Origin of the sequence: Adlercreutzia faecimuris (genome assembly GCF_022669055.1) — a bacterium.
In the GTDB taxonomy this organism is placed as follows: Bacteria; Actinomycetota; Coriobacteriia; order Coriobacteriales; family Eggerthellaceae; genus Enterorhabdus; species Enterorhabdus faecimuris.
Window position 1 is genome coordinate 124,398 of record NZ_JAJMLW010000003.1, and the last position, 24,492, is coordinate 148,889.

Consider the following 24,492-nt stretch of genomic DNA (forward strand, 5'->3'; position numbering starts at 1 on the left):
GGTCGCGGTCAGGATTTGGGGCCGGCAAGGCGGGCGGGGCTAGGCGGCGCACCAGGCGGCGATGGCGTCGCGCAGGAAGGCGGTGGCGCCGGGGCCCGCGGCGTCGTCGTAGTAGCGGGTGAAGCGCGCGTCGGCCACGTAGCCGTCGGCGAGCGCCGCATGGGCCTCCCGCGTGTAGGCGCCCTCGCCCCAGTGGAGGGCGAGCCAGCGGCCGTGCATCTCGGCCAGGGCGCGGGCCTCGGGGCCGGCCGGGTCGCCGGCGCCGTCGGCGAAGGCGGCGCGCAGCTGGTCGAGCACCGCCTCGCCCAGGGCCTCGCGGTCGTTCCAGGCGTCCTCGTCCAGGGCGAGCGTCCTCTCGTTGGCGGCGTCGACGGCCGCGTCGCCCCAGCGCTCGCGGGCCTCGGCGCCGTAGGCCTTCTCGTTGTCCTCGACGGCCTGGCGCTTCAGGCCCTCGAATCGCTCGTGATCGGTCATGATGGTTTCTCCTTCCAGGGCGGCGATGGTCTTCTCCACCGTGCCCATCAGGGTGTTCAGTTGCTCTTGCTGCGCGCGCAGGGTGGCAAGGCGGGCGCGGAGCGCCGCGGCGCGGTCGAAGCCCGGGTCGTCCAGGCTGCGGCGGATGTCGCCGAGCGCCAGCCCGCAGGCGCGGAACAGCAGGATGTGCTGCAGCCGCTCCACCTGGTCGGGGCCGTAGCGGCGGTACCCGCTCGCGTCCCGCGCCGGCGCCAGCAGGCCCTCGGCCTCGTAGTGGTGCAGGGCGCGTACCGTCACGCCGGCCAGATCCGCCAGCGCCCCGGCCGTGTAGCCGCCCGCCGGGGCGGCGGAGGCGGGCGCGTCGCCGGGGGCCGCGGGGCGGGCGGCGGCGCGGGATGCGGGGGCGGCGGTGCCGCGCGGGGTCGTCTGTGCCATGGGGCTCCTTTCCTCTTGCCGGGGACAAGCATAGACCCTCACGTTACGTGAGGGTCAAGGGGGAGTTTCGGGTTTTTCGAGTCGGGGGTATCGGGCGCTGCCGGGGCCGCGCGCCTCGCCCTTCCCGTCCGCGCCGAAATAGGGGGGGCGCGGGCGCAGGAGCGCGCCCCATTTGCCTTCGCGGCGCCGGTGGGGGACAATGGGCGCCATCCCGGCCCCTCGCAAAAGGATCCCCCCATGGCAGCTCTCACCGACCTTCCCAACATCGGTCCCCATGCCACCGATCAGCTGCGCGCCGTCGGCATCGACGCGCCTGATCAGCTGGTGGCGATCGGCGCCAAGGAGGCGTGGCTGCGCATGCAGGCCGTCGATCCCGGCGTGTGCCTCCACCAGCTCCAGGCGCTCGAGGGCGCCGTCCTCGGCATCCCCAAGGCGCGCCTCAGCCCCGAGCGCAAGGCCGAGCTCAAGGCCTTCGTCGCCGCGCACCGCCCCGCGAAGGACGCGCGATGAGGGCCGTCATCCAGTGCGTCAGCGAGGCGCGCGTGACCGTCGACGGGCGCGTCACCGGCGAGATCGGGCCCGGGTTCCTCATCCTGCTGGGCGTCGGGCACGGCGACACCGAGGCCGAGGCCGACCGCCTCTGGCGCAAGGTGTCGCGCCTGCGCGTGTTCGACGACGCCGACGGCAAGACCAACCTCAGCCTGGCCGACATCGGCGGCGGCGTGCTGGTGGTGAGCCAGTTCACGCTGTACGCCAACTGCCGCAAGGGCAACCGGCCGTCGTTCACCGAGGCCGCGCCGCCCGACATCGCCGAGCGGCTCTACGAGTACTTCACCGGCCTCGTGCGCGCAGACGTGGCGCAGGTGGGCACGGGCGTCTTCGGCGCTATGATGGACGTGGCCCTGGTCAACCGCGGCCCCTTCACCATCGTGCTGGACACCGACCAGCTCTAGCGGCGCGGCGGGGGATTTCCGCCAAAAATCGGACTTGTGAACCCGTTTTTCGCGGATGGCCCGCCGCCGTCATGTTCCGCGTCGCGTTGCCCCTGCAAAAAGTCACGGCTAACTTCTGGCGGGCGCGCCTGAGGCCGCGGCGCGGGTTCACAAGTCTGATTTCTGGCGAAAAAGGGCGCCGCGTCGAACGCGGGTGCCGTGTTCGACGCGAGCATCCTCGGATATCAAGCGTTCGGTTGCAAATTCGAGCGGTTTTGCACCCCTCTTTGCGGGATCCCGGGCCGGCTCGCGCACTCTTGCCGACGAAAGCCCAGGTCGCTCGCGACGAGGAGCCTCGGATGCGGCGTACGCGCCGCATCCGAGGGTGCAGAACCGAGCGAATTTGCAGTAGCGCCCCGGAATTCCAAGGTACGGATCGGTGCCGGCGACGCCATGGCAGCCGGCGGGCGCAAGGCGGCGCGGTATCATGGGGGCCGATCGTGCCAAGGCGACGAAAGGAAGAGCGATGAAGACAGCGGCGATCATGCTGGGCGAGGGCTTCGAGCCCGTGGAGGCCGTCGGGCCGGCCGACGTGCTGCGGCGCGGCGGCGTGGAGGTGACGCTCGTCTCGGTGATGGGCCAGCTCGAGGTGCGGGCCGCCCAGGGCGTCGGGGTGCGGGCCGACGCGCTCGAGGGCGACGTAGACCTGGGCGGCTTCGACCTTCTGGTGGTGCCTGGCGGGTCGCTGGGCGTCGAGAACCTGGCGGCGTGTGCCGCGCTGGTCGACGAGCTGCGCGCCCGCATGGCCGATAGCCGCCTGGTCGCCTCCATCTGCGCGGGACCGACCATCCTGGCCGACCTGGGCCTGCTCGAGTGTCGCAGGGCCGTGTGCTACCCCGGCTGCCAGGACGGGTTCCCGGCCGGCGCCTACCAGGAGGGCGTCGATGTGTGCGTCGACGGCAACCTCGTCACTGCCACGGGGCCGGGCACGGCGCTCGACTTCGGCGTGGCCTGCCTGCGCGCCCTCGCCGGCGACGCCGTGGCCGACGGGGTGGCTGCGGACATGCTGATCGCCCGCTAGCGGCGGCGCGGGAGACGACGGAGGGAAGGGAAGGCGTGGAGGACGCGAAGGGCGCGCCGCGCGCTGCGGCGGGCGGGCGGCGCGCGCAGGGCGCGCGGGGCGTGCTGCGGCGGCTGCGCTACCTGGCGGCGCGCCACGCCGTACTGCTGGTGGCGGCCGCGGCGGCCCTCGCCACCATGGCGGCTGTGCCGCCCGACGGCGCCTACCTGGGCTACCTCGACCTGCGCACCCTCGGGTGCCTCTTCGGCATCCTGGCCGTGGTGGCCGCCCTGCGCCACCTGGGCGTCTTCGAGCGTGCCGCCCGCGAGGTGGTCGACCGCTTCGCCACGTGCCGGGGCGCCGTCGCCGCGCTGGTGGGGGCGACGCTCCTGCTGTCGATGGTGGCCACCAACGACATGGCGCTGCTCATGATGCTGCCTCTGGCCGCGGCCACCCTGCTCGAGGCCGGCTGGGCGCGCGCCCTGCCCGTGACGTTCGTGCTGCAGAACCTGGCGGCCAACCTCGGCGGCATGATCCTGCCCTTCGGCAACCCGCAGAACCTCTACCTCTACGAGCGCTTCGCCATCCCGTTGGGCGACTTCCTGGCGACGATGGCGCTGCCCTTCGCCGTGTCGGTCGCGCTGATAGCGGCCTGCTGCGCCCTGCTGGTGCCCGCCACGCGGAAGGAGGGAACGGTTGCGGAGGGTGAGGTCGCGGAAGCGGAGGGGGCGGTCGCGGAAGGCGATGCCACGGCTGCGGAAGCGGAGGGGACGGTCTCGGAAGCGGAAGGCGCTGCCGCTGCCGCAGGCGCCGCCCGGCCTGCGGAAGGCGCTGCTGTACCCGCCTGCGCCGCCGCGCCGCCCGAACCCTCCTCTCGGAAGGCCGTCGGCGACGCGCGCACCGCGGATGCCCGGCCCGCGCCGCCCGCTCCCGGCGGCCAGGCGGTGCCGGCGATCCTGCCCTCGCGGCGCGCCCGCGCACTCGTCTGCCTGGGGCTTTTGGCGCTGATGGTCGCCTCCGTGCTGCGCCTGGTGCCGTGGCCGGCGGCCGTGGCGGCGGTCGTCGCCGTGCTGGCCGTGCTCGACCGCCGGGCGCTCGCCCAGGTCGACTACGGGCTGCTGCTCACCTTCACGTGCTTCTTCGTCTTCGCGGGCAACATGGCGCGCATCCCCGCGGTGGTGGACGCGCTCGCGCCGCTCATGGCCGGCTGCGGCCTGTGGGTGAGCGCGGGGGCGAGCCAGGTCATCAGCAACGTGCCGGCGGCCGTGCTGCTGTCGCACTTCACCAGCGACTGGGCGCCGCTGCTCGTGGGCGTCAACGTCGGCGGCGCGGGGACACTCGTCGCGTCGCTCGCGGGCCTCATCACCTTCAGCCACTACCGGTCGGTGCGCGCCCTGTTCGCCCGCAGCGGCCCGGCGGCCCTGCCCCGCACCCGCGTCTTCCTGGGGTGGTTCACCGCGCTGGGCTTCGCCTTCCTGGCTGTGCTGCTGGCTGCGTCCGCCCTGGCGCTGGGGTAACCCTACACCCAGATGACCCGCGACTTCCGCTCCTTGGCGGGGGTCTCCCTCGCGATGTGGCCGAGGGCGCAGATGCCGTGGACCTCGTAGTCGGCGGGGATGCCGTACCCGTCGAGGAGCGCGCGGACGGCGGGGTGGTCGCACAGGCCCTCCAGCTGGTTGATCCAGCAGCTGCCCAGGCCCAGGCTCGTGGCGGCCAGGAACATGTTCTCGAGCGCGCACGAGTCGTCCTGCCGCGCGTAGGGGTAGTCGCGCGGCACGGCCACCAGCACGGCGGCCTGCGCGGCGTACATATCGTAGGCGCCGCGACCGAGCAGGGGCTCGAGGACGGCGGCCAGGCGCGCCACCTCATCGCCCGCGGACAGCACGGTGAAGGTGAGCTCCTGGCGGTTCATGCCCGACGGCGCCCACTGCCCGCAGGTGACGATTGCCTCCAGCTGCTCGCGCCCGACCGGCTCGTCCGTGAACGACCGCGTCGACCGCCGCGCCAGGATGTTCTCGATGACGGGATTGGAAAGCATGGCGTGCCTCCTGCCTCGGGGGTGATGGTCGCCCCAGCATAGCACGGCGCGTCCTGCCGCGGCGTTCGAGCAGCGCCCCGGCGGGACGGGCGTTGGCGGGGCGCCCCGCAGTCGGTCTGTCGCGCGGCGTCCGGCTTGCGCCGGTGTCCCGGCCGGCGCGTGCCCCGGCCGCCCGGGCGGCGGAGGAGGACGCGGCCCTTCGCGGGCGGTTCGCCTATAATGCCCCCAGGGTTAATCGAAGGCCCGCGCGGGACGACAGGGCGCGGGGTCACTGGGGAGTGATTCATATGGACGAGGCACTGGCCCGCGCGCTGCGCGGCTATGACGACGTGCGCGACCGCTACATCGCGGCGCTCGAGGCGAAGGGGGTGCGCTTCGCGGCGCCCGGCGCGGCCGGGGCCGACGAGGCGCCAGGGTCATTGGAGGCGCGCATCGCCGAGGCCCGGGCGCGGCTGGCCGCCCGCGGCGTGGCGTCGCGCAACGCCGGCGCCAGCCTGAGCGTCGGGTGGCTGTCGCCGGCGTGCGTCGCGTGCACGGGGCCCGAGGGCAGCGAGACGTTCTCGACCACCTTCCGCTGCCATCGCGACTGCTACTTCTGCTTCAACCACAACCAGCCCGACTACGAGCGCTTCGTCCGCGAGGGCTGCCCGTGGGAGGAGGGCCTCGCGACGGCGGCGCGGGAGCGGCCGGGGATCGTGGCCGTGGGCCTCACCGGGGGCGAGCCGCTGCTGGCGCTCGACGACGCGGTGCGCTTCCTCGAGCGCGCCGGCGAGCTGTTCCCCGCCGCCCACAAGCGTCTCTACACCTCGGGCGACCTGCTCGACGAGGACGCCGCGCGCCGCCTGGCCGCCGTCGGGCTGCGCGAGATCCGCTTCTCGGTGAAGGACTTCGACCCCGAGCCTTTGCAGGAGCGGGTGCTGGCCGCCATGGCGGTGGCGCGCCGCCGCATCCCCGACGTGATGGTGGAGATGCCCGTCGTCCCGGGCACGGGCGCGCGCATGCGCGAGCTCCTGGCCCGCTTCGACGCCATCGGCATCCGCGGGATCAACCTGCTGGAGTTCTGCTTCCCCTTCCACGGCTGGGATGAGTTCGCGCGCCGCGGGCTGGTGGTGCGCAACCCGCCGTTTGCGGTGATGTACGACTACGGCTACTCGGGCGGCCTGCCCATCGCCGGCAGCGAGGAGCTGGCGCTCGAGCTGATGGAGTACGGGATCGACCAGGGGTTCTCCTTCGGGATGCACTACTGCTCGCTGGAGAACAAGCACCGCAGCGAGATGCGCCAGCGCAACGAGCGCGCCGCCGGGCTGCACCCCTGCTTCTCGCTGGACGGGGGCGACTTCATGCTGAAGGCGGGCAAGGTGTTCGGCGCCGATCGGGCGCCGGCGCGCGCGGCGCTTGCGGCCGCGGGCTGCCGCGACTTTCTGGAGGACGCCGACGACGAGGCGCTCCTGTTCCCGCTGGCCTGGGCGGGGGCGCTCGCGGGGACGGAGGTCACGCTCGCGCGGTCGGTCAACCTGATGGAGCCGGGCGAGGGCGGCACGAGCGCACTCATGGAGGTGGGCCTGGAGCTGGCCTGACGCGGGAAGGCGGGGAAGGCGGGCGCGCGGCCGTGGGGCCGCGAGGCGCGGAACGCGCGCGGGCGCGTGCGACGGCGCGATGTCCGACGCGCGCGGCTCCCGCCCGGCGGCCGGGCGCTAGAGGCGGCGCACCGCCTCCCAGCCGGCCATCGTCACGCAGTGGGGGAGCACCTTGCCCAGCACGCGCAGGCCGAGGGCCTGGGGGCTGCACGTGGCCACGGCCAGGTGGGCGCGGTTGGCGGCCAGCGCGCGGGAGACGACCGTGGAGGCCTGCTGGGCGCCTAGCAGGTGCCGCACGTCCTGGCCGGCGCCCGAGTCGCGCGCCACCTTCTCGAACCCGGTTCTCACCCAGGTGGGGCACACGGCGGTGGCGGTGATGCCGGTGCCGTGGAGCTCCCAGCGCAGGGCGCGCGTGTAGCTGAGGACGAAGGCTTTGGTGGACGCGTAGACGTTGAGGTGCGGCAGCGGCGTGAAGGCGCTGGCCGAGCACAGCTGGATGACGCGCGAGCCGCGGGCCATGTGCGGCAGGCAGGCGCGGGTCATGGCCACGAGGGCGCGGCAGTTGAGCTCGATCATGGCCTCGGCGTCGGCCTCGTCGATGGCGCGCCAGTCGCCGAACTTGCCGAAGCCGGCCGCGTTCACCAGGTAGGTGATGAGCGGCGCCTCGGCGTCTATCGTGGCGGCGACGCGCCGGCGGTCGTCGGCGTCGGTCAGGTCGGCGGGCAGGCAGCGCGCCGGCGTGGTGAGCGAGGCCGCCACCGCGGCCAGGGCGTCGGCGTTGCGGGCGATGAGCCACAGCTCGTCGGACTGCTGGAGCAGGTCGATCTGGCGGGCGAACTCGCGCCCCATGCCCGACGAGGCCCCCGTGATGACGGCGATGCGCTTTCCCATGCATGCTCCTTCCCGATGGCGTGGCGTGCGCGCGGGCGCGGCGGCGCGCAGCGGCTCGCGGGGCGGGCGACACGCGGCAGGTTGCGCGCGGCCAAGCCCTTCTGGCGATCATAGACCGCCTGGTGACGGCTTGGCGCCATCGGGTCGGGCTGGGACACGGAACGGTTACGTTTGCGGCCGGCTCGGGGCGGGGCGGTATCATTTTTCGCGATCGGCCGACCGGCCGGCTGACAATTCGCGACGAGAGTCGAGGCGACGCCGCATGGACATCAAACGCATCCTGGCTAGCGCCCCGCGCAAGCACGACGTGGGAGAGCCCGCGCCCCTCACCACCCCGTGGGGCGAGGCGCTCGACCCCGCCCGTGTGCGCGCCGAGCATCCCCATCCCCAGTTCGCGCGCGAGGACTTCCGCCTGCTCAACGGCTGGTGGCAGTACGCCATCGTGCCCACGTTGGACGCGGCGCGGTCGTGGGCGAAGGTGCGCCCGCCGGCACGCTACGACGGGCGCATCCTCGTGCCGTTCTCGCCCGAGGCCCCGCTGTCGGGCGTGGGCCGCACGGTGCGTCCGGACGATCTGCTGTGGTACCGCCGCGCCTTCGCCACGCCCGCCCTGGACGAGGGCGCGCGCTGCGTGCTGCACTTCGAGGCCGTCGACTACGCCTGCGCCTGCTACGTGAACGGCGAGCTGGCCGGGTGCCACGAGGGCGGCTACCTGCCGTTCTCCTTCGACGTGACCGACCTCCTGCACGAGCGGCCCGACCACCTGCCTGCCCACGGCATCATCGAGGAGAACGAGGTGGAGCTGTGCGTGTGGGATCCGAGCGAGGCGGGCACGCAGCCGCGCGGCAAGCAGCGCATCGACCACGGCGGCATCTGGTACACCGCCCAGAGCGGCATCTGGCAGCCGGTATGGCTGGAGGTGGTGCCCGCCTGCCGGGTGCAGGCGCTCGCGCTGCGGCCCGACGCGGTGGCCGGGATGCTGAACCTCACGGTGGGCATCCACGGCGCGGGCCGGCTCCTCCACGTGGACGTGGCCGCGGCGGACGGGACGCTCGTCGCGCGCGAGACGGTGCGCGTGGAAGCCGAGGGCATTGCCCCCGAGGTGCAACTTCCCATTCCCGACCTGCGGCTCTGGAGCCCGGGTGACCCGTACCTCTACGGCGTGACCCTGCGCTACGGCCATGACGTGGTGCACAGCTACGCCGCCTTCCGCACCGTGGAGGTGGCCCGCGACGACCAGGGGGCCTTCCGCTTCCTGCTCAACGGCGAGCCGCTGTTCCTGCGCGGCGTGCTCGACCAGGGCTACTGGCCCGACGGCCTGATGACGGCCCCGTCGGACGAGGCGCTGGCCTTCGACGTGCAAGCCATGCGCGACGCCGGGTTCAACCTGCTGCGCAAGCACCTGAAGGTGGAGGCCGACCGCTGGTACTACCACTGCGACCGCCTGGGCATGCTCGTGTGGCAGGACATGGTGAGCGGCGGCGGGCCGCTCAATGCGTGGGAGACCAGCTACAAGCCGACGCTGCTGCGCCGGTCATGGGGATCCTACGCCGACGACACGCCGCGCCACCGCCAGCGGCTCTCGGCGGGGGACGAGGCCTACCGCGACCAGTGGCGCGCGGCGTGCCGCGAGACGGTGGCCTACCTGGCCGACCACCCCTGCGTGGTGACCTGGGTGCTGTTCAACGAGGGCTGGGGGCAGTTCGACGCCGCCGTGGCGACGGCCGAGGTGCGCGCGCTCGACCCGACGCGCCCGGTGGACGCCGTGAGCGGCTGGTACGACCAGCACTGCGGCGACTTCCTGAGCGTGCACGACTACTTCCGCCCGCTGGCGGTGTACCCGGACGACCCGGCGCGCCTAGTGGGCGCCGCGGCGGCTCGCGGGGGCCGCGCCTTCGTGATATCGGAGTTCGGCGGCCTTGCCCTCGGGGTGCAAGATCATGTGGCCTACCAGGGAATCTACGGCTATGATACCTTCGACGGCGCCACGGCGTGGGCCGCTGGCGTGCGCGATGTGCTGGCCGCGGCCGACGCGCTGGAGGCGCGGGGGCTGGCCGGCTGGGTGTACACGCAGCTGTCGGACGTGGAGGAGGAGGCCAACGGCATCCTCACCTATGATAGGCGCGTGAACAAGCTGGCGCTGGCCGACCGGGAGGCGCGCGCCCGCGCGGCGGCGGACGCGGGCGGCGACGGGGCGGGAGCGTCCGCGCCCGCCGCGGTGGGGGACGCTGAACCCGGGGATGCCGTGGGCACGCCCGCGCTCGCGGATGTGCCCGCCGATGGCGAGCGCGCCCACGCAGCGCCGGCCCATGCTCGCCGCGAGGCGCCCGCACCGGATGCGCCCGCCGCGGTGGGGGACGCTGCCGAGGGCGACGCGCCCGCCCCCGCGCCCGCGGACGACCCGGATGCCCCGGCGTCCGCGCCGCGCCTCGCGGCAAGCCTGGCGGCGGCGGGCTCTCGCGTCGCGGGTACGTGGGCTCCTCGTGCCGCGGCGGCGCGCTCCCGCGCGGGGGATGCGTGGACGGCCCGCGCCGAGGCGACGCGGTCGTGGGCGCGGGAGCGGGCGGACTGGATCCGCGAGACGATCGATTCGCTGCGCGAGCCCGAGGTGCGGGTGCCGCGGGGAAGGGAGCAGAGGCCATGATGAGCGAGCCCTGGGAGTGGGAGCCGGCCGCCAACGCGCGCGCCGAGGCGTCGGACGTCGTGGTGGCGGCGATGCAGGCGCGCCTGGAGGAGCGCTTCGCGGCGGCCTTCGGCGGCGCGCTCGGCTCGGCGCGCCCCGACGCCGTCCCGCGCGACGCCGCCTTCGCCCGGCGCGCCTCCCACGGCCCGCGGGTGCTGGCCTCGGCCCCGGGGCGCCTGGAGCTGGCCGGCAACCACGTCGACCACCAGGGCGGCCAGGTCATATCCGCCGCCATCGACGAGCGCCTGTGGGGCCTCGGCGCGCGCAACGGCCTCGACGTCATCCGCGTGTCCATGGAGGGCTTCGGCGAGGCCGCCATTGACCTGTCCGACCCCTCCTGGGACGCCCCGCGCCCCGCGGAGCGCGGCACCTCGGCCGCCCTCGTGCGTGGCATGGCCGCCGCCTTCGCCGCCGCCGGCGGCCACGTGCGCGGCTTCGACCTGGCCACGGCCGCCAACGTGCCCGCCGGCGCCGGGCTCTCCTCCTCGGCCGCCTTCGAGATGATGGTCGGCGCCGCCATCGAGGCCCTCCTGGGCGCAGGCGGCGCCTCCGCGGTGCCGGCCGACCCGGTGGCCCTCGCCCTGGCCGGCTGCCGCGCCGAGGGCGCCTACTTCGGCAAGGGAAGCGGCGCCCAGGATCAGCTGGCGAGCGCCTGCGGCGGCGTGCTGCTGCTCGACTTCGCCGGCGAGCGGCCCCAGGTGAGCCCCGTCCCCTTCGACGCGGCCGCCCACGGCTACGCGCTCGTGCTGGTGGACAGCCGCCACGACCACTCGTTCCACACCGACGAGTTCTGCGCCATCCCCGCCGACATGCGCGCCGTGGCCAACCTGCTGGGCGCCGCGCGCCTGGGCGACGTGCCGCCCGAGCGCTTCTTCGCCAGCCTGCGCCAGGTGCGCCACGAGCTGGGGGACCTGCGGGCCCTGCGCGCGCTGCACTACTACGACGAGGTGGCGCGCGTGGCCGACCAGCGCCTCGCCCTGGACCTGGGCGACTTCCGCGCGTTCCTCGCCGCGGCGCGCGTGTCCGGCGCGTCGTCGGCCCAGTTCCTGCAGAGCGTCTCGAGCCACGGCGAGGGCGGCCGCGCCCACCAGCCGGCCATGGCCATCCTGGGGCTGTGCTCGCACCTGCTCGGCGAGCGCGGCGCGTGGCGCATCCACGGCGGCGGCTTCGGCGGCAGCGTGCTGGCCTTCGTGCCCACAGGCGAGCTGGACGGCTTCACGGCCGCCATCGACGAGATGCTCGGCTACGCGGCCTGCTCGGTGGTGGAGGCCGGCGCCCCCGGCGTCTGGGCGCGCGAGCTCTGATGGAGCGGGCCGCGAGGGGGCGGGGCCCCGCCGGGCGAGCCGCGGACGCGCCGGACGCGTCGGCGTCGCGCGTGGTGCCCGCGAGCGCGGCCGGGCCCGCCGAGTCCGCCGCGGGCGCGCCGGCGTCCGCGGGCGGGCGCGTCGCGGACGACGCCGCCATCCCGCCGCCGGCGCGGGTGCGCGCCCGGTTCGCGGCCCTCGAGGCCGCAGAGGGCGCCGAGGCGGCCGTCCGCTGGCTCTACGAGGCCGAGCGCGCCTGCGGCTATATCCGGGAGGAGGCCGTCGCCCGCAACGTCTGCTGGGAGTCGGCGGCGCCCTGCGGCATGCTCGAGCTGACGATCAACCGCGCCAAGCCCGAGAAGGATCCCCGCGCCATCGCCGCCGCCTACGAGGCCGAGCGCGCGGCCGCCCCCGGCCCCGCGCCCGCCGCGCGCGAGCCGCGCTGCGACCTGTGCTGGGAGAACGAGGGCTGGCCGGGCAGTTCTGCGCACCCCGCCAAGCCGGGGCTGCGCATCGTGCCGGTCGAGCTGGGCGGCGAGCCCTGGGGCCTCCAGTTCTCGCCCTACGCCTACTTCCCCGAGCACTGCATCGTGCTGGCGGCCGAGCACCGTACCATGCGGGTGGACGCGGCGGCCGTCGCGCGCCTGCTCGACTTCGCCGACCGCTTCCCGTTCTACTTCGTCGGGTCGAACGCGGGGCTGCCCGTGGTGGGCGGCTCCATCCTCTGCCACGACCACTACCAGGGCGGCCGTCATGTGTTTCCCCTGATGAAGGCGCCGGTTGAGCAGGAGCTCGCGCTCGACGGCCTGCCGGGCGTCCGGGCCGGCGTCGTCCGCTGGCCGGCGAGCGTGCTGCGCCTGGCCGCGTCCGATCGCGCGCCGCTGCTGGCTGCCGCGGCCCGGGTGATGGCCGCCTGGGAGCGCTTCGACGACGAGGCCGCCGGCATCCTCGCCCGCACCGACGCGCCCCACAACGCCGTGAGCCCCATCCTGCGCCGCCTCGCCCCGAGCGCGGGCTGGGCCGGCGCCGGCTTTCCCGCGGAGCCCGGCGCCTCCGGAGCCGCCGATGCCGCCGCCGACGCCGTCGACGCGCCGATCTACGTCCTCGACCTGGTGCTGCGCAACAACCGCGCGACGCCCGGGCGCCCCTTCGGCCTGTTCCACCCCGACGAGTCGCTCTTCCATATAAAGAAGGAGAACATCGGCCTCATCGAGGTCATGGGGCGTGCCATCCTGCCGGGCCGCCTGGCGCGCGAGCTGCCCGTCGTCCAGCGCGCGCTCTGGGACGCCGCGGCGGCGGGGGAGGCGCCGGACGCCCTGCGGGCGCGCCTCGCCGCCGACCCGCTTGCCGCACCCCACGCCCCCTGGGCCGCCGACGTCCTCGCCCGCCGCCGCGCCGACCTGCGCGCCGAGGCCGTCGCTCCGGGCGCCTCTGCGTCGACCGGCGTCGCAGCCTCCGCGCCTGCCGAGGCCGCTGCGTCGGACGCGCCCGCCGCCGACCTCCTCGCCCCCGTCCTGCGCGACGAGGTCGCCCAGGTCTTCCACCAGGTGCTCCAGGCCACCGCCGTCTTCAAGCCCGACGCCGCCGGCCGCGCGGCCCGTGCCCGCCTCCTCGCCGCCCTCGGCGCCCGTCCGGCCCGCCCGTAGCACGCCATTTCCGGTTTCATATCCATTTTCGCGAGTTTCCCGAGGCTCGGCGGCCCCGAATCGCCCGAAATCGCCCGTCGGGGCGTCCGCCGTTTTTCGCGACCTGGGCAAACGTCGCCGACGCGCCCGCCGCGCCCCCGTCAAGCCTCGGGAAACTCGACGAAATGGATATGAAACCGCCTTTCCGCGTCCAGCAGGGCGCTTCGCCCGCCTGGCGCGCCCGCCGCCCTGCCCGACGCCGTCGGCCGCGCGGCCCGTGCCCGCCTCCTCGCCGCCCTCGGCGCCCGCCCGGCCCGCCCGTAGCGCGTTTTCCTGCTCTTCCCGTGCGCGGCGCGGCCGGCGGCTGGCAAACTCCCCGCGCCCATGCGACAATACGCAGGTTCGTACCCCCATCAGGAAAGCGAGAGCAAGCACCGTGGCAGAGTTCATCTACCAAATGCACAAGGCGCGCAAGGCCGTGGGCGACAAGGTCATCCTCGATGACGTGACGCTGTCGTTCTACCCCGGCGCGAAGATCGGCGTCGTGGGCCCCAACGGCATGGGCAAGTCGACGCTGCTCAAGGTCATGGCCGGCCTCGAGGAGGTGTCCAACGGCGACGCGCGGCTGACGCCCGGCTACTCGGTGGGCATCCTCATGCAGGAGCCGGCGCTCGACGAGGACGCCACGGTCATCGAGAACATCCGCCAGGCGTTCGGCGACGTGCTCGCCAAGGTCGCGCGCTTCAACGAGATCGGCAACGAGATGGCCGAGCCCGACGCCGACTTCGACAAGCTCATGGACGAGATGGGCAGGCTGCAGGACGAGATCGACGCCGCCAACGGCTGGGACATCGACTCGCAGCTCTCCCAGGCCATGGACGCGCTGCAGTGCCCCGACCCCGACGCGCCGGTGTCCATCCTCTCCGGCGGCGAGCGGCGCCGGGTGGCGCTGTGCCGCCTGCTTCTGGAGGCGCCCGACCTGCTGTTGCTCGACGAGCCCACCAACCACCTCGACGCCGAGTCGGTGCTGTGGCTCGAGCAGTTCCTGAAGGGCTACCCGGGCGCGGTGCTGGCCGTCACCCACGACCGCTACTTCCTCGACAACGTGGCCGAGTGGATCTGCGAGGTCGACCGCGGGCAGCTGTTCCCCTACAAGGGCAACTACTCCACCTACCTGGAGACGAAGGCCGCGCGCATCGCCGCCCAGGGCCAGGCCCAGGCGAAGCTGGCCAAGCGCATGGAGAAGGAGCTCGAGTGGGTGCGCTCCAGCCCGAAGGCGCGCCAGGCCAAGTCGAAGGCGCGCCTCGAGCGCTACGAGCAGATGGTGGCCGAGGCCAGCGCCGCGAAGAAGCTCGACTTCGCCGACATCACCATCCCCGTCGGGCCGCGCCTGGGCGCCAAGGTGCTCGTGGCCGAGCACCTGCATAAAGAGTTCGATGGCCGCGTGCTCATCGACGATCTGTCCTTCGAGCTGCCGCGCAACGGCATCGTGGGCGTGATCGGCCCCAACGGCGTGGGCAAGACCACCCTGTTCAAGGCCATCGTCGGCCTGGAGCCGCTCGACGGCGGCACGCTCGAGCTGGGCGAGACGGTGAAGATATCCTACGTCGACCAGAACCGCGCCGGCATCGACCCGGACACGCGCCTGTGGGAGGTCGTCTCCGGCGGCACCGACTACATGATGGTGGGCGAGCAGGAGATCCCCTCCCGCGCCTACGTGGCGGCCTTCGGCTTCAAGGGCGCCGACCAGCAGAAGCCCGCGGGCGTGCTGTCGGGCGGCGAGCGCAACCGCCTGAACCTGGCGCTCACGCTGAAGGAGGGCGGCAACCTCCTGCTGCTCGACGAGCCCACCAACGACCTGGACGTCGAGACGCTGTCCAGTCTGGAGGCGGCGCTGCTCGACTTCCCCGGCTGCTCGGTGGTCGTGAGCCACGACCGTATGTTCCTCGACCGCATCGCCACGCACATCCTGGCGTGGGAGGGCGACGACGACAACCCCGGCCGCTGGCACTTCTTCGAGGGCAACTTCGAGAGCTACCAGGCCGACCGCGAGGCGCGCCTCGGCAAGGAGGCCGCCAAGCCGCACCGCCTCCACCGCAAGCTGACCCGCGACTAGCGCCGCGGGGGGGCGGCTGGCGCCGCGAGACGAGAAGGGGGCCTCCCGCATGGGAGGCCCCCTTCTCGATTGCAGCCGCGCTACACCAGCGTCTGCTCCACCTCGTCGTCGGCGCCGGCGGCGAGGACCTCGGCCAGGCGCAGCTCGTCGACGATCTTCTCGACGTCGCGGGCGATCATCAGCTCCTCGTTGGTGGGGATCACCATGATCTTCACGCGCGAGCGGTCCTCGGATATGATGCGCTCGCCGGTGCGCAGGCGGTTTCTGCGCGCGTCGAGCACGATCCCCAGCGGCTCCAGCCCGGCCAGGCACTTCTCGCGCATGTACTCGGAGTTCTCGCCCACGCCGGCCGTGAACACGATGGCGTCGGCGCCGCCGAGCACGGCGAAGTACTGCCCGATGTAGCGCTTGATGAAGTACGCGTACAGCTCGAGCGCCAGCACCGCGCGCTCGTTGCCCGCCAGCGCCGCCTCCTCCACCGCGCGCAGGTCGCTCGACACGCCGGACACGCCCAGAAGGCCGCTGCGCTTGTTCATGATCTCGTTCATCTGCTCGGGCGTGTAGCCGAGCCGCGTCTGGATGTGGGTGACCACGGCCGGGTCGATGGTGCCGCAGCGCGTGCCCATCATGAGCCCGTCGAGTGGCGTGAGGCCCATGGTGGTGTCAACGGCTACGCCGTGGTCGACGGCCGCGATGGAGGCGCCGTTGCCCAGGTGGCACGTGATGAGCCGCAGGTCGTACACGTCGGCGCCGATCATCTTGGCGGCGTGGCGCGCGACGTAGCGGTGCGACGTGCCGTGGGCGCCGTACTTGCGGATCTGGTAGTCGGTGTAGTACTCGTAGGGCAGGGGGTAGACGTAGGCGCGCGGCGGCAGTGTCTGGAAGAAGGCGGTGTCGAAGACGGCTACCTCCGGGATGCCGGGCATGAGCTCGCGGCAGGCGCGGATGACGTGGAGCGCCGGTGGGTTGTGCAGCGGCGCGAGCTCCGAGCAGACGGCGATCTTGTCGAGCACGTCGTCGTCGATGAGGGTGGACTCGCTGAAGAACTCGCCGCCCGACACGATGCGGTGGCCGATGGCGTCGATGTCGGCCAGGTCGCGGATGGGGCCGCGCTCGGCCTCGGTGAGCACGGCGAGCACGAGCTGCAGGGCGTCGTGGTGGTCGCGCATGGGCTCGGCGCGCTTGAGCTCGCCCAGGCCGCGGTCGAACTTGTGGACGGCGTCGGGGCCGCCTACGCGCTCGCACAGGCCGCGGATGAGCACGGTGCCGTCGGCCAGGTCGATGAGCTGGTACTTGAGCGACGAGCTGCCGGCGTTGAGCGTGAGGACCTTCATCGGCGTTCCTTTCGGGTGGGGTGGGGGAGCGCGGCGCGCGGCGGCGGGATGCCGGCGCGGGGCGCGGGCGGTGGGGCGTGGCGCCGGGGCGCGAGGTGCGACGGGCTCGGGCGGCCTACGCGTCCGCGCGCGCGGCGGCCGCCTGGGCGGCGCGGGCCGCGTCCTTCTGGGCCAGGTACTCCAGGGTGACGATGCGCGTCTCGAAGGTGCCCGTGGACATGACGTCGCCCGCGTCGTCGTAGGCGGTGACGCGCCAGATCTGCTTGACGCCCTCGACGCGGTCGAGCTCGGCCACGCCGCGGACGCTGCCCGCGCGCCCGGGCTTGAGGTGGCGCACGTCCATGCGCGTGCCGAAGGGGCGCTCGGCATCCAGGTCGGCGCGCAGCTCGGCGGCGCGGCTGGCTGCCGTCTCGAGCAGGGCGAGGGTGGCGCCGCCGTGCACGAAGCCGAAGGGCTGCCGGATGGCGTCGGTGATGGGCATGACGGCCTCGCAGCGCTCGGGCGTGGCCTCGGCGATGCGGATGTCGAGGAGGCCCACCAGGCCGTCTCGGCTGCGGACGATGTCCTCGTTTCTCATGGGCGCGCCTTTCGTCTCGGGTTCTTCCGCGCGGTCGGGCCCAGTATAGCGGTGCGCGCCGCCCGCGCGCCCGGCGAGCGGGCGGCCTCATCCGAACCGTAGGGTGCGCCGCGGCCGCCCGCCGCCCGGCCGGCGCGGGGAGCGCGAAAGGCGCGCATTCTGGGCGGGGGGTGCTGCCGTGGCCAGGGAATGCCGCGGCAGCGCACATTTTTTCAACTTTGTCGCTACTGCCGGGCGCGGAACTGCGATTTTTCCAGGGGAAACGCCCGTTTTCGCTTCCGAGGGCTCCCTTTTTGCGGCGTAAAGGGGCGGAGGCGCGTCTTTTCTAGCGACAAAGTTGAAAAAATGTGCGCGGGGGAGGGGATCGCTGGCCAAGGGGCGTCGCGGGGGCGCTAGGCCGGGGCCTGGAGGATGAGGTAGCGGTTGAGGCGGCCTGAGGCGCCGTCGGCGTCGAGGCGCGCCAGCTCGCGGGAGCCGGGGCGCGCGGCCAGCGCGGCCGCCGCCAGGGCATCGACCTCGGCCTCGTCGAAGTGGTGGCAGTAGCGCCAGGCGCTCGGCGCGCCCTGCCAGCCGAGGATGCGGTCGCCCGCGTCGAGCGCGGCGGCGTCGATCCCCAGCTCGGCCAGCGCGCGGGCGTGGTCGGCCGCGGCCTTGCGCGCCAGGCGCCCGTCGTCGAGGAAGCGCCACAGCGACACGGCCGCCACGCCGCCGGGGCGCACGGCGCCGAGCAGGGCCGCGAGCAGGCCGGCACGTGCCTCGAACCCGGGGATGTGGTGGAGGAACCCGAAGCTGACGGCCAGGTCGCAGGGCGCGGACGCGAGGGCCGCCAGGACGTCGCCGCCGGCCAGCAGTGCGGACGCCACGTCCTGGTTGCGGAAGCGCACGCCGTCCGGCGCGGCCGCTTCGGCGGCGAGGGGCGCGCAGTTGTCGACGGCGTCCACGCGCAGCGCGGCGCCGGGCAGCGCCTCGCCGAGGAAGCGCTCGAAGCGCAGGTTGCCGCAGGCCACGTCCAGCACCGAGAGCGCCGCCGGCGTGCGGGTGCGCCCGCTGCGCGCGCCGCCCGCATCCGCCCCGCGCCCGCCGCCCCGCGCCGCCGGCGCTGACGGCTCGCAGGCGCGCCTGCCGCGCGTGCCGTCCGGGGCGCCCGCGCCCGTCGCGCCCCCGCTGCGCGCGCCGCCCGTCGCGCACCCGCCGTCCGGCGCGGCGGCCAGCGCCTCCAACGCCACGGCGAGGCAGCGGCGCCAGCCCTCCCACGGCACCTGGCGCGTGGCCGAGAACGACGCGGCCTGCGCGCGGTAGAAGCGCGTGTTCAGGTCGCAGAGCATGCGGGCGGTGACGTCATCCATGGCGTCATTGTACCGCGTCGGCCCGCGTGCTCGCCGCCGGCCCACGTCACGCGGCGCGCCCCCGCCCGCCCCCGCGCTGCGGGACGCGGGGACCCGCCGCCCCGTCTTCCGCGCCATCTGCCGTCTGCGCGCCCCACGCGCCCGTCCGCGCCCCCGCACGCCTACTCGGAAAGCCGCGGCGGCAGCGTCGGCGCCAGCCGGCGGCGCAGGCCCTCGAGGGTGGCGGCGGTGAGGCGGGCGAGCCCCACGTAGAGGGGGTGGCGCGCCTCGGCGGCCAGCTCGTCCAGGAAGCGCGGCGCCCAAGGGAGCAGGTGCAGGCCCAGGTAGTCGGGCAGCATCCCGGGGCGGTGGCGGGCGATCCACGCCATGAGCAGCAGCATCGCCCCGATGTGGTCCTCGGACTCGCCGTAGGCGCCGCGGGACCGCAGGCCGCGCTCACCCATCCACCGGCGCAGCGCCAGGGCGCCCCCGCCGTCCCCGTTCCCGGCGTAGGCCGAGCCCCAGGGCGGCACGGCCCGCGGGCCGGCACCCGTGAGCAGGCGGCGGTACTCGCGCGCCGCCCCGTCCAGGCCGGTGCCGTCGTCCCCGCCGACCCCGCCGGTCTCCGCCGCCATCAGGGCGAGCGCCTCGCGCGCCCGCGCGGGGTCGGCCAGGGGCCACGGGCGGGAGCCCTCGGCCCCGAACGCCTCCAGCGCCGCGAGCGTCGCCACGGCGCCGCCCGTGAGGGGGCTCTCGCTGAAGAGCACCCCCAGGGCCTCGCCGGCGAAGGAGACGGCGGAGCGCAGGTCGTCGGGCAGCGGGACGGCGGCCATGGCGGGTTCCTTTCGGGGCGGGAGGAGGGAGGGACGGAAAGGCGGAGGAAAGGAGGAAGAGGGAGGGGCAGGCGAAAGGAGACACCTGCCCCCGGCGGGAGGGGGCGCGCCGCAGGCCGTCTGCGCCTGCGTCCTCCATGCACGGGCGCAGAGCGCCCCGCGGCCCGTTCGTCCTCGGGCAGCGGGGCCCCTTCCGTCGGAGGGCGGCCGCCAGGCGACGCGCCGGGCGCCATTATGCCCGTCCTCGCGTCGCCCCGTGTCACATGATACGGGTGAATCTCGCCGAAAACCGCCTTGCGCGCCCTGCCCCCGGTGTTCCGCACGCCCGCGCCCCCGGCGCCCCGCGCGCTCGCGCCGCGCCTCCGGCGCCCCGCGCCCCGCGCGTCCTATCGCCGGTGGAAGTCGCAGTGGCGGCAGTGGGCCGGCGCGTCCTCGGACACCTCGCGGGTGAACAGCCCCGCCCACTGGCAGATGCCCTGGAGCAGCGGCACCGCCGACGCCCCCTTCTCGGTCAGCGAGTACTCCACGCGCGGCGGCACCTCGTCGTAGCTGCGCCGCGCCAGCGTGCCGCTGCCGATGAGGTCCTTCACCTCGCTCGACAGCACGGCGTCGGATATGTTGGCCAGCTGGTCGCGCAGCTCGCTGTAGCGCAGCGTCCCCTTGGCCGCCAGCACGCAGATGATGCGCGACTTCCATCTCCCGCCGAACACGTCCAGCCCGTATTCCAGCGGGCAGCGGATGTCCTTCTCCAGCTTGCGCTTGTGCGGCATCGCTCCTCCTCGTCTCGTCCTCTGCTGGCAGTATGGGGCCGCGCCCCGCCGAATGCCAGTTACTAGGGGGAAAATGAGTGACTCATGTTTTGCCCGCTATCTCGATTTCCCCGCGCAGCGCGCCTAGAGTGGGCGGCGTCAGCCAACGAGGCGCCGCGGCGCCGCGAGAGAAGGGAACCACCATGGAAGTCAAGGCCTACCTGGAGGCGATTATGACCATCGACCCGGAGAACCGCCCGGCGGCGGCCGAGGTGTACGCCGCCTACCGCCAGCCGTTCCTCGACGACATCGAGGGCGCGCTCACCAAGGAGCTGCTCGTCCGCGACGAGGACGTGCAGGTCATCCACGGCTTCGACAGCGTTGAGCACGCCGCCGCCTACCTCCAAAGCGAGCTGTTCACCCAGAAGGTGGCGCCGGCGCTCGCTCCCACCTGGGCCGCCGACCCCGACGTCCGCATCTACGCGGTGGCCTAGCGGCCGCGGTAGAATGGGCGGGATGCGGGGCCGCGCCGGCGTCGGCGCGGCCCCTTCCCCATGAGGCGCCGCCGCGCGCGGCGCGGGAGGAGGAAAGCCATGGCGAAGATGCCCCAGGACTGCATGGACCTCATCAACAACGCCTACGCGGCCGCCGTCGCCACCTGCTCGGCCGACGGCGTGCCCAACGTGGTGTGCTCGTCGATGAAGCAGGCCTACGACGACGAGACGGTGATGGTATCCGACCAGTACCTGCGCAAGACCCTGGCCAACCTGCGCGAGAACCCGCGCATGGCCGTGTCGGTGTGGGACGACGAGCACGGCTACCAGGTGAAGGGCACCGTCACCTACGAGGACGAGGGCGAGCGCTACGAGGCCATCGCCGCGCAGGTGCACGCCATCCTGAGCTCGATGGGCTACGACTTCTACTCGAAGGGCGTGTGCTGGCTGCACGTCGAGGAGGTCTACTCGCTCACGCCCGGCGACCAGGCCGGCGAGCGCATCGCCTAGCGCGGGGCCGCGGCGGCGCGCGGGCGATCGGGGGCGCGGGCGGCCGGCGCGCGGCGCGCGGAGCGGGTGTGCGGGCGGCCGCGGGAGGCGCGCGGGCGGCCGGCGCGCGGCGCGGGCGCGCGTGTGACGCGGCGGGCGCGCGGCCCCGGTGCCCCGCGGCCCGGCGGAGGGCGTCTTCCGGTACAATCCCGTGCCATGGAAGAGGTGATCGCCGACATACTGGCGCGGCTGCGGGCCGAGGCGGCGGGGGAGGCCCCGGCGCTCGACGGGCGCGGGCTGGCGCGGCTGCTCGACGAGCACAACCGGCGCGCGGGCGGCCCCGGGCGGCGCTACGTGAAGAAGGCGCTGCTGCCGTTCTACCTGCGGGTGCGCGACGAGGAGCCCGACCGCTGGCGCGCCTGGGACGTGGATGCGGCGCTCGAGGAGCGCCTGCTCGCGCTTCTGCGGATGAAGCCGCGGCGCACGGCGTCGGGCGTGGCCACCGTGACGGTCATCACCAAGCCGTGGCCCTGCGCCGGCAGGTGCCTCTACTGCCCCAACGACGTGCGCATGCCCAAGAGCTATCTGGCCGACGAGCCCGCCTGCCAGCGGGCCGAGCGCGCCTTCTTCGACCCCTACCTGCAGGTCCATGCGCGGCTGCGCACGCTGGCGCAGATGGGGCACCCCACGGACAAGGTGGAGCTCATCGTGCTGGGCGGCACGTGGTCGGACTACCCCGAGGGCTACCGCCTCTGGTTCGCGGCCGAGCTCTTCCGCGCGCTCGACGACGGCGTGGGGCCGGCCGCTGACGCGCGGGCCGCCGAGCGGCGCGCCCGCTACGAGGAGCTGGGGATCCCCGCCGAGCGCGACGCCTGCGCCGCAGCCGCGGCCGGCGCCCAGCGTGCCGTCGCCGAGGGGCGCCTGTCCTACAACCAGGCCGTCCGCGCGCTCTACGGGGCGGGCGCGGGCGCGCCGGGCGATGCGGACGGCGCGCCGGGTGGGGCGACGGCCGGCGCCTGCTCCGCGGTGGACGCGCCGCGAGCGGATGCGGGCGCGGGCGCGCCGTCCGCGGGCGAGCTCGCCGCGCGGTGGGCGCGCGCCGCCGCGTTCCAGGCGGCCACGTGGGATGACGTGGAGGCCGCCCAGCGCGCCAACGAGCAGGCCGCGTGCCGCTGCGTCGGCCTCGTCGTCGAGACGCGCCCCGAGCTGGTGGACGCGCCGGCGCTGGCCGACCTGCGCCGCCTCGGCTGCACGAAGGCGCAGGTGGGCGTCCAGTCGCTCGACCCGGCCGTCCTGGCCGCCAGCGGCCGCGGCGACGCCTCGACGGTCGATGCCGTCGCCCGCGCCTTCGCCCTGCTGCGCCTGTTCGGCTTCAAGGTGCACGCCCACTTCATGGCCAACCTGCCCGGCGCCACGCCCGCGGCCGACGCCGGCGACTACCGCCGCCTCGTCTCCGACCCGCGCTTCCTGCCCGACGAGGTCAAGCTCTACCCCTGCGTGCTCACGGCCGGCACGCCGCTCGCGGCCCTGCACGCGGCGGGGGAGTGGGCGCCCTACGACGAGGACGTGCTGGTGCGGCTCCTCGCCGCCGACCTGCGCGCCACGCCGCCGTGGACGCGCGTCTCGCGCATGATCCGCGACATCTCGTCGCACGACATCGTGGCCGGCAACCGCAAGACGAACCTGCGCCAGCTGGTCGAGCGCCGCATCGCCGAGGAGGCCGCGGGGCGGCCGGGCGATGCCGCCGCGGAAGGCGGGGGCGCCTCCGATCGCCCCGCCGGCGCGCAGGCGGGCGCGGGAGGCGGGGGCGTCTGCGGCCGACCCGCCGGCGCGCAGGCGGGCGCCGCGGCGGCGCGCGGGCGAGCCGCGGCGGACGCGCCCCTCGTACGCGAGATCCGCAGCCGCGAGATAGCCGGCGACGAGGTGGACGAGGCCGCCCTGCGCCTGGAAGTCATCGCGTACGCGACGGCCGCGAGCGACGAGCGCTTCCTCCAGTGGGTGACGCCGGAGGGCCGCATCGCCGGCTTCCTGCGGCTGTCGCTGCCCCGGCCCGAGGCGCTCGCGGCGCACCCGGGCGTGCCCGTCGGCCCGGGCGAGGCCATGATCCGCGAGCTGCACGTCTACGGGCGCACGTCGCCCATCGCGCGGGTGGCGGCGGGCGTGCAGCACCGCGGGCTCGGCCGGCGCCTCGTCGAGGAGGCCTGCGTCCTGGCCGCGGAGGCCGGCTGCCGCGCCGTCCTCGTCATCAGCGCCGTGGGCACGCGCGCCTACTACCGCGGCCTGGGCTTTCGCGACGCGGGCCTCTACCAGCGCCGCGACCTGGCCGCCGCGGGGGAGGGCGCGCCCGATCGCCCGGCCGCCGCGCAGCCGCAACCCACGGTGGACGGCTGCGCCGGGGACGCCGACATGCGGGCGGCGGGAGCGACAGGCGGTTGTGCCGGGCGCGGCGCCGTGCCGTCGGCGGGAGCGCCGGGCGGTCACGCGGTGGCCGCGCCTGGGGCGAGAGGCGCGCGATGAGGTGGCCGTGGTGTCGCGCGCACGACCGCGCGAGGGTGGTGCCGACGATGTTCGGCCCGGCCCGCGTCTACGAGACGGCCGGCCCCGACGGCGAGGCCATCCGCGTGCTGGAGGTGGGCGGCGCCTTCCAGTCGGCCGCCTACGCGGACGGCCGCCCCGAGGCCCCCTTCGCCTACCTGCGCGCCTTCGACGCGGCCTTCGCCGCCGGCGTGCCCGCGCGTCGCGCCCTCATGCTGGGCGGGGGCGCCTTCGCCGGCCCGCGCCACCTGCTGGCGCTCCACCCGGGGCTGGCGCTCGATGTGGCGGAGGTCGACCCCGCCGTCGTCGCGCTGGCCCGCGAGCGCTTCTTCCTGGCCGACGCCGAGCGCGTCCACCCCGGCCTGCGCGTCATCGTCGCCGACGCCCGGGACTGCCTGCGCGCGGCCGCCGCGGTCGATCCGGGCCCCGCCGCGATGCCGGTCGCGCCCGCCGACTCCGCCGGCGCCGCCGATCCGGGTTCCGCCGCGCCCGCCGATCCGGGCCCCGTCGCGATGCCGGCCGACGGCGCCGCCGACCCGGCCCCCGCCGTGCCCGCCGCCGGGCCCTATGACGTCATCATGGCCGACGTCTTTTGCGGGGCCGACCCCGACGAGGGGCTGCTCGCCCCGGACGCCCTCGCCCTCGTGCGCGCCGCCCTGGCGCCCGGCGGCGTCTACCTGGCCAACGTCGTCGTCCCCGACGCGCCCGAGGGCGCCGCCGCCCTCCTTGCCGCCGGTCGCGCGCTCGAGGCCGCCTTCGCCCACGTGGCGGTCATCCCCTGCGCCGACGAGGGCTTCGCCGCCCAGGACAACTACCTGCTGGCCGCCGCCGACGTCGCCGTCGACCTGCCCGGCGCCCTGCCCCTGCCGCCCGCCTAGCACGGAAAAACGGGAATTCTAGCCAAAAAGGCGCGTTTCCCGAGGCTGCGTCCGCGCCGCGAAAATCGTGACCTGGGGAAACGCGTCGGCAACCTTCTCGGGCAGGGCTTCCGGGGCCCTTTTTGGCCCGAATGGGGCCCTCG

At 74.7% G+C, this 24,492-nt stretch carries 21 protein-coding genes; 13 read left to right on the plus strand and 8 right to left on the minus strand.

Translation table 11 applies throughout. The features are described from left to right. Positions 1–39: 39 nt before the first annotated feature. A complete protein-coding gene (locus LPT13_RS08450) occupies positions 40–909 on the minus strand; it encodes a MerR family transcriptional regulator (RefSeq protein WP_242165584.1) in 870 nt (289 codons plus the stop codon). A 237-nt stretch (positions 910–1,146) separates the two neighbouring features. On the opposite strand from LPT13_RS08450, the gene LPT13_RS08455 reads away from it, so the two are divergent. The 4 genes from LPT13_RS08455 (at position 1,147) to LPT13_RS08470 (ending at position 4,418) form a co-directional block, all read left to right on the plus strand. Next, on the plus strand, positions 1,147–1,419 hold the full coding sequence (locus LPT13_RS08455) for a TfoX/Sxy family protein (protein WP_242165585.1): 273 nt from the start codon (positions 1,147–1,149) through the stop codon (positions 1,417–1,419). Then, positions 1,416–1,862, plus strand: coding sequence for a D-aminoacyl-tRNA deacylase (gene dtd, locus LPT13_RS08460; protein ID WP_242165587.1), 447 nt, complete (start codon positions 1,416–1,418; stop codon positions 1,860–1,862). The genes LPT13_RS08455 and dtd overlap by 4 nt, the downstream gene beginning before the upstream one ends. Positions 1,863–2,367: 505 nt before the next feature. Continuing rightward, the gene (locus LPT13_RS08465) at positions 2,368–2,922 is read left to right on the plus strand and encodes a DJ-1 family glyoxalase III (protein ID WP_242165589.1); all 555 of its coding nucleotides are present in this window, start codon (positions 2,368–2,370) and stop codon (positions 2,920–2,922) included. Between the two features lie 35 nt (positions 2,923–2,957). Then, positions 2,958–4,418 (plus strand): SLC13 family permease, encoded by a 1,461-nt coding sequence (locus LPT13_RS08470; protein WP_242165591.1) that lies wholly within the window; start codon positions 2,958–2,960, stop codon positions 4,416–4,418. A 2-nt stretch (positions 4,419–4,420) separates the two neighbouring features. Here LPT13_RS08470 and LPT13_RS08475 read toward each other — a convergent pair whose 3' ends face one another. Next, complete coding sequence (locus tag LPT13_RS08475) at positions 4,421–4,939, minus strand: nitroreductase family protein (RefSeq protein WP_242165593.1); 519 nt, start codon at positions 4,937–4,939, stop codon at positions 4,421–4,423. A 287-nt stretch (positions 4,940–5,226) separates the two neighbouring features. On the opposite strand from LPT13_RS08475, the gene LPT13_RS08480 reads away from it, so the two are divergent. Further along, positions 5,227–6,516 (plus strand): radical SAM protein, encoded by a 1,290-nt coding sequence (locus LPT13_RS08480; RefSeq protein WP_242165596.1) that lies wholly within the window; start codon positions 5,227–5,229, stop codon positions 6,514–6,516. Between the two features lie 117 nt (positions 6,517–6,633). On the opposite strand, the gene LPT13_RS08485 is transcribed toward LPT13_RS08480, so the two are convergent. After that, on the minus strand, positions 6,634–7,407 hold the full coding sequence (locus LPT13_RS08485; protein ID WP_242165598.1) for an SDR family NAD(P)-dependent oxidoreductase: 774 nt from the start codon (positions 7,405–7,407) through the stop codon (positions 6,634–6,636). 262 nt (positions 7,408–7,669) lie between these two features. On the opposite strand from LPT13_RS08485, the gene LPT13_RS08490 reads away from it, so the two are divergent. From LPT13_RS08490 to ettA, 4 genes are all read left to right on the plus strand, one after another. Then, complete coding sequence (locus LPT13_RS08490; RefSeq protein ID WP_242165600.1) at positions 7,670–10,051, plus strand: glycoside hydrolase family 2 protein; 2,382 nt, start codon at positions 7,670–7,672, stop codon at positions 10,049–10,051. After that, positions 10,048–11,394 (plus strand): galactokinase, encoded by a 1,347-nt coding sequence (locus LPT13_RS08495; RefSeq protein WP_242165602.1) that lies wholly within the window; start codon positions 10,048–10,050, stop codon positions 11,392–11,394. The genes LPT13_RS08490 and LPT13_RS08495 overlap by 4 nt, the downstream gene beginning before the upstream one ends. A 71-nt stretch (positions 11,395–11,465) precedes the next feature. Further along, a complete protein-coding gene (locus LPT13_RS08500; RefSeq protein WP_242165604.1) occupies positions 11,466–13,040 on the plus strand; it encodes a galactose-1-phosphate uridylyltransferase in 1,575 nt (524 codons plus the stop codon). A 415-nt stretch (positions 13,041–13,455) separates the two neighbouring features. After that, a complete protein-coding gene (gene ettA, locus LPT13_RS08505) occupies positions 13,456–15,135 on the plus strand; it encodes an energy-dependent translational throttle protein EttA (RefSeq protein WP_242165606.1) in 1,680 nt (559 codons plus the stop codon). An 80-nt stretch (positions 15,136–15,215) separates the two neighbouring features. Here the strand turns inward: ettA and LPT13_RS08510 are convergent, their stop codons facing one another. The 5 genes from LPT13_RS08510 to LPT13_RS08530 form a co-directional block, all read right to left on the minus strand. Then, positions 15,216–16,469: an acetate/propionate family kinase gene (locus LPT13_RS08510; protein WP_242165608.1), complete on the minus strand. Its 1,254-nt coding sequence runs from the start codon at positions 16,467–16,469 to the stop codon at positions 15,216–15,218. Positions 16,470–16,584: 115 nt separating this feature from the next. Then, on the minus strand, positions 16,585–17,046 hold the full coding sequence (locus LPT13_RS08515; protein ID WP_242165610.1) for a PaaI family thioesterase: 462 nt from the start codon (positions 17,044–17,046) through the stop codon (positions 16,585–16,587). 392 nt (positions 17,047–17,438) lie between these two features. Continuing rightward, positions 17,439–18,392, minus strand: a complete 954-nt coding sequence (locus LPT13_RS08520; protein WP_242165612.1) for a methyltransferase domain-containing protein — start codon at positions 18,390–18,392, stop codon at positions 17,439–17,441. Between the two features lie 161 nt (positions 18,393–18,553). Continuing rightward, positions 18,554–19,204 carry a molecular chaperone TorD family protein gene (locus tag LPT13_RS08525; protein ID WP_242165614.1) on the minus strand — a complete coding sequence of 217 codons (651 nt, stop codon included), beginning with the start codon at positions 19,202–19,204 and terminating at the stop codon, positions 18,554–18,556. Positions 19,205–19,590: 386 nt separating this feature from the next. Continuing rightward, positions 19,591–19,974 (minus strand): winged helix-turn-helix transcriptional regulator, encoded by a 384-nt coding sequence (locus tag LPT13_RS08530; RefSeq protein ID WP_242165616.1) that lies wholly within the window; start codon positions 19,972–19,974, stop codon positions 19,591–19,593. Positions 19,975–20,156: 182 nt separating this feature from the next. Between LPT13_RS08530 and LPT13_RS08535 the strand changes: the two genes are divergently transcribed. The 4 genes from LPT13_RS08535 to LPT13_RS08550 all read left to right on the plus strand — a co-directional run bounded on the left by LPT13_RS08535 (position 20,157) and on the right by LPT13_RS08550 (position 24,349). Beyond that, positions 20,157–20,447 carry a hypothetical protein gene (locus tag LPT13_RS08535; protein WP_242165619.1) on the plus strand — a complete coding sequence of 97 codons (291 nt, stop codon included), beginning with the start codon at positions 20,157–20,159 and terminating at the stop codon, positions 20,445–20,447. Positions 20,448–20,546: 99 nt separating this feature from the next. Then, a complete protein-coding gene (locus LPT13_RS08540; protein ID WP_242165621.1) occupies positions 20,547–20,957 on the plus strand; it encodes a pyridoxamine 5'-phosphate oxidase family protein in 411 nt (136 codons plus the stop codon). A gap of 204 nt (positions 20,958–21,161) precedes the next feature. Continuing rightward, entirely contained in the window at positions 21,162–23,453 is a 2,292-nt protein-coding gene (locus tag LPT13_RS08545; protein WP_430622577.1) for an elongator complex protein 3, read from the plus strand. 38 nt (positions 23,454–23,491) lie between these two features. Next, on the plus strand, positions 23,492–24,349 hold the full coding sequence (locus LPT13_RS08550; protein WP_242165626.1) for a spermidine synthase: 858 nt from the start codon (positions 23,492–23,494) through the stop codon (positions 24,347–24,349). Positions 24,350–24,492: the final 143 nt, after the last annotated feature.

Coding starts and splice junctions, on each gene's coding strand:
- LPT13_RS08465 (WP_242165589.1), top strand. CDS start 2,368: ATGAAGACAGCGGCGATCATGCTGGGCGAGGGCTTCGAGCCCGTGGAG.
- LPT13_RS08490 (WP_242165600.1), top strand. CDS start 7,670: ATGGACATCAAACGCATCCTGGCTAGCGCCCCGCGCAAGCACGACGTG.
- dtd (WP_242165587.1), top strand. CDS start 1,416: ATGAGGGCCGTCATCCAGTGCGTCAGCGAGGCGCGCGTGACCGTCGAC.
- LPT13_RS08455 (WP_242165585.1), top strand. CDS start 1,147: ATGGCAGCTCTCACCGACCTTCCCAACATCGGTCCCCATGCCACCGAT.
- LPT13_RS08540 (WP_242165621.1), top strand. CDS start 20,547: ATGGCGAAGATGCCCCAGGACTGCATGGACCTCATCAACAACGCCTAC.
- LPT13_RS08450 (WP_242165584.1), bottom strand. CDS start 909: ATGGCACAGACGACCCCGCGCGGCACCGCCGCCCCCGCATCCCGCGCC.
- LPT13_RS08520 (WP_242165612.1), bottom strand. CDS start 18,392: ATGGATGACGTCACCGCCCGCATGCTCTGCGACCTGAACACGCGCTTC.
- LPT13_RS08535 (WP_242165619.1), top strand. CDS start 20,157: ATGGAAGTCAAGGCCTACCTGGAGGCGATTATGACCATCGACCCGGAG.
- LPT13_RS08515 (WP_242165610.1), bottom strand. CDS start 17,046: ATGAGAAACGAGGACATCGTCCGCAGCCGAGACGGCCTGGTGGGCCTC.
- LPT13_RS08510 (WP_242165608.1), bottom strand. CDS start 16,469: ATGAAGGTCCTCACGCTCAACGCCGGCAGCTCGTCGCTCAAGTACCAG.
- LPT13_RS08530 (WP_242165616.1), bottom strand. CDS start 19,974: ATGCCGCACAAGCGCAAGCTGGAGAAGGACATCCGCTGCCCGCTGGAA.
- LPT13_RS08495 (WP_242165602.1), top strand. CDS start 10,048: ATGATGAGCGAGCCCTGGGAGTGGGAGCCGGCCGCCAACGCGCGCGCC.
- LPT13_RS08485 (WP_242165598.1), bottom strand. CDS start 7,407: ATGGGAAAGCGCATCGCCGTCATCACGGGGGCCTCGTCGGGCATGGGG.
- LPT13_RS08525 (WP_242165614.1), bottom strand. CDS start 19,204: ATGGCCGCCGTCCCGCTGCCCGACGACCTGCGCTCCGCCGTCTCCTTC.
- LPT13_RS08480 (WP_242165596.1), top strand. CDS start 5,227: ATGGACGAGGCACTGGCCCGCGCGCTGCGCGGCTATGACGACGTGCGC.
- LPT13_RS08475 (WP_242165593.1), bottom strand. CDS start 4,939: ATGCTTTCCAATCCCGTCATCGAGAACATCCTGGCGCGGCGGTCGACG.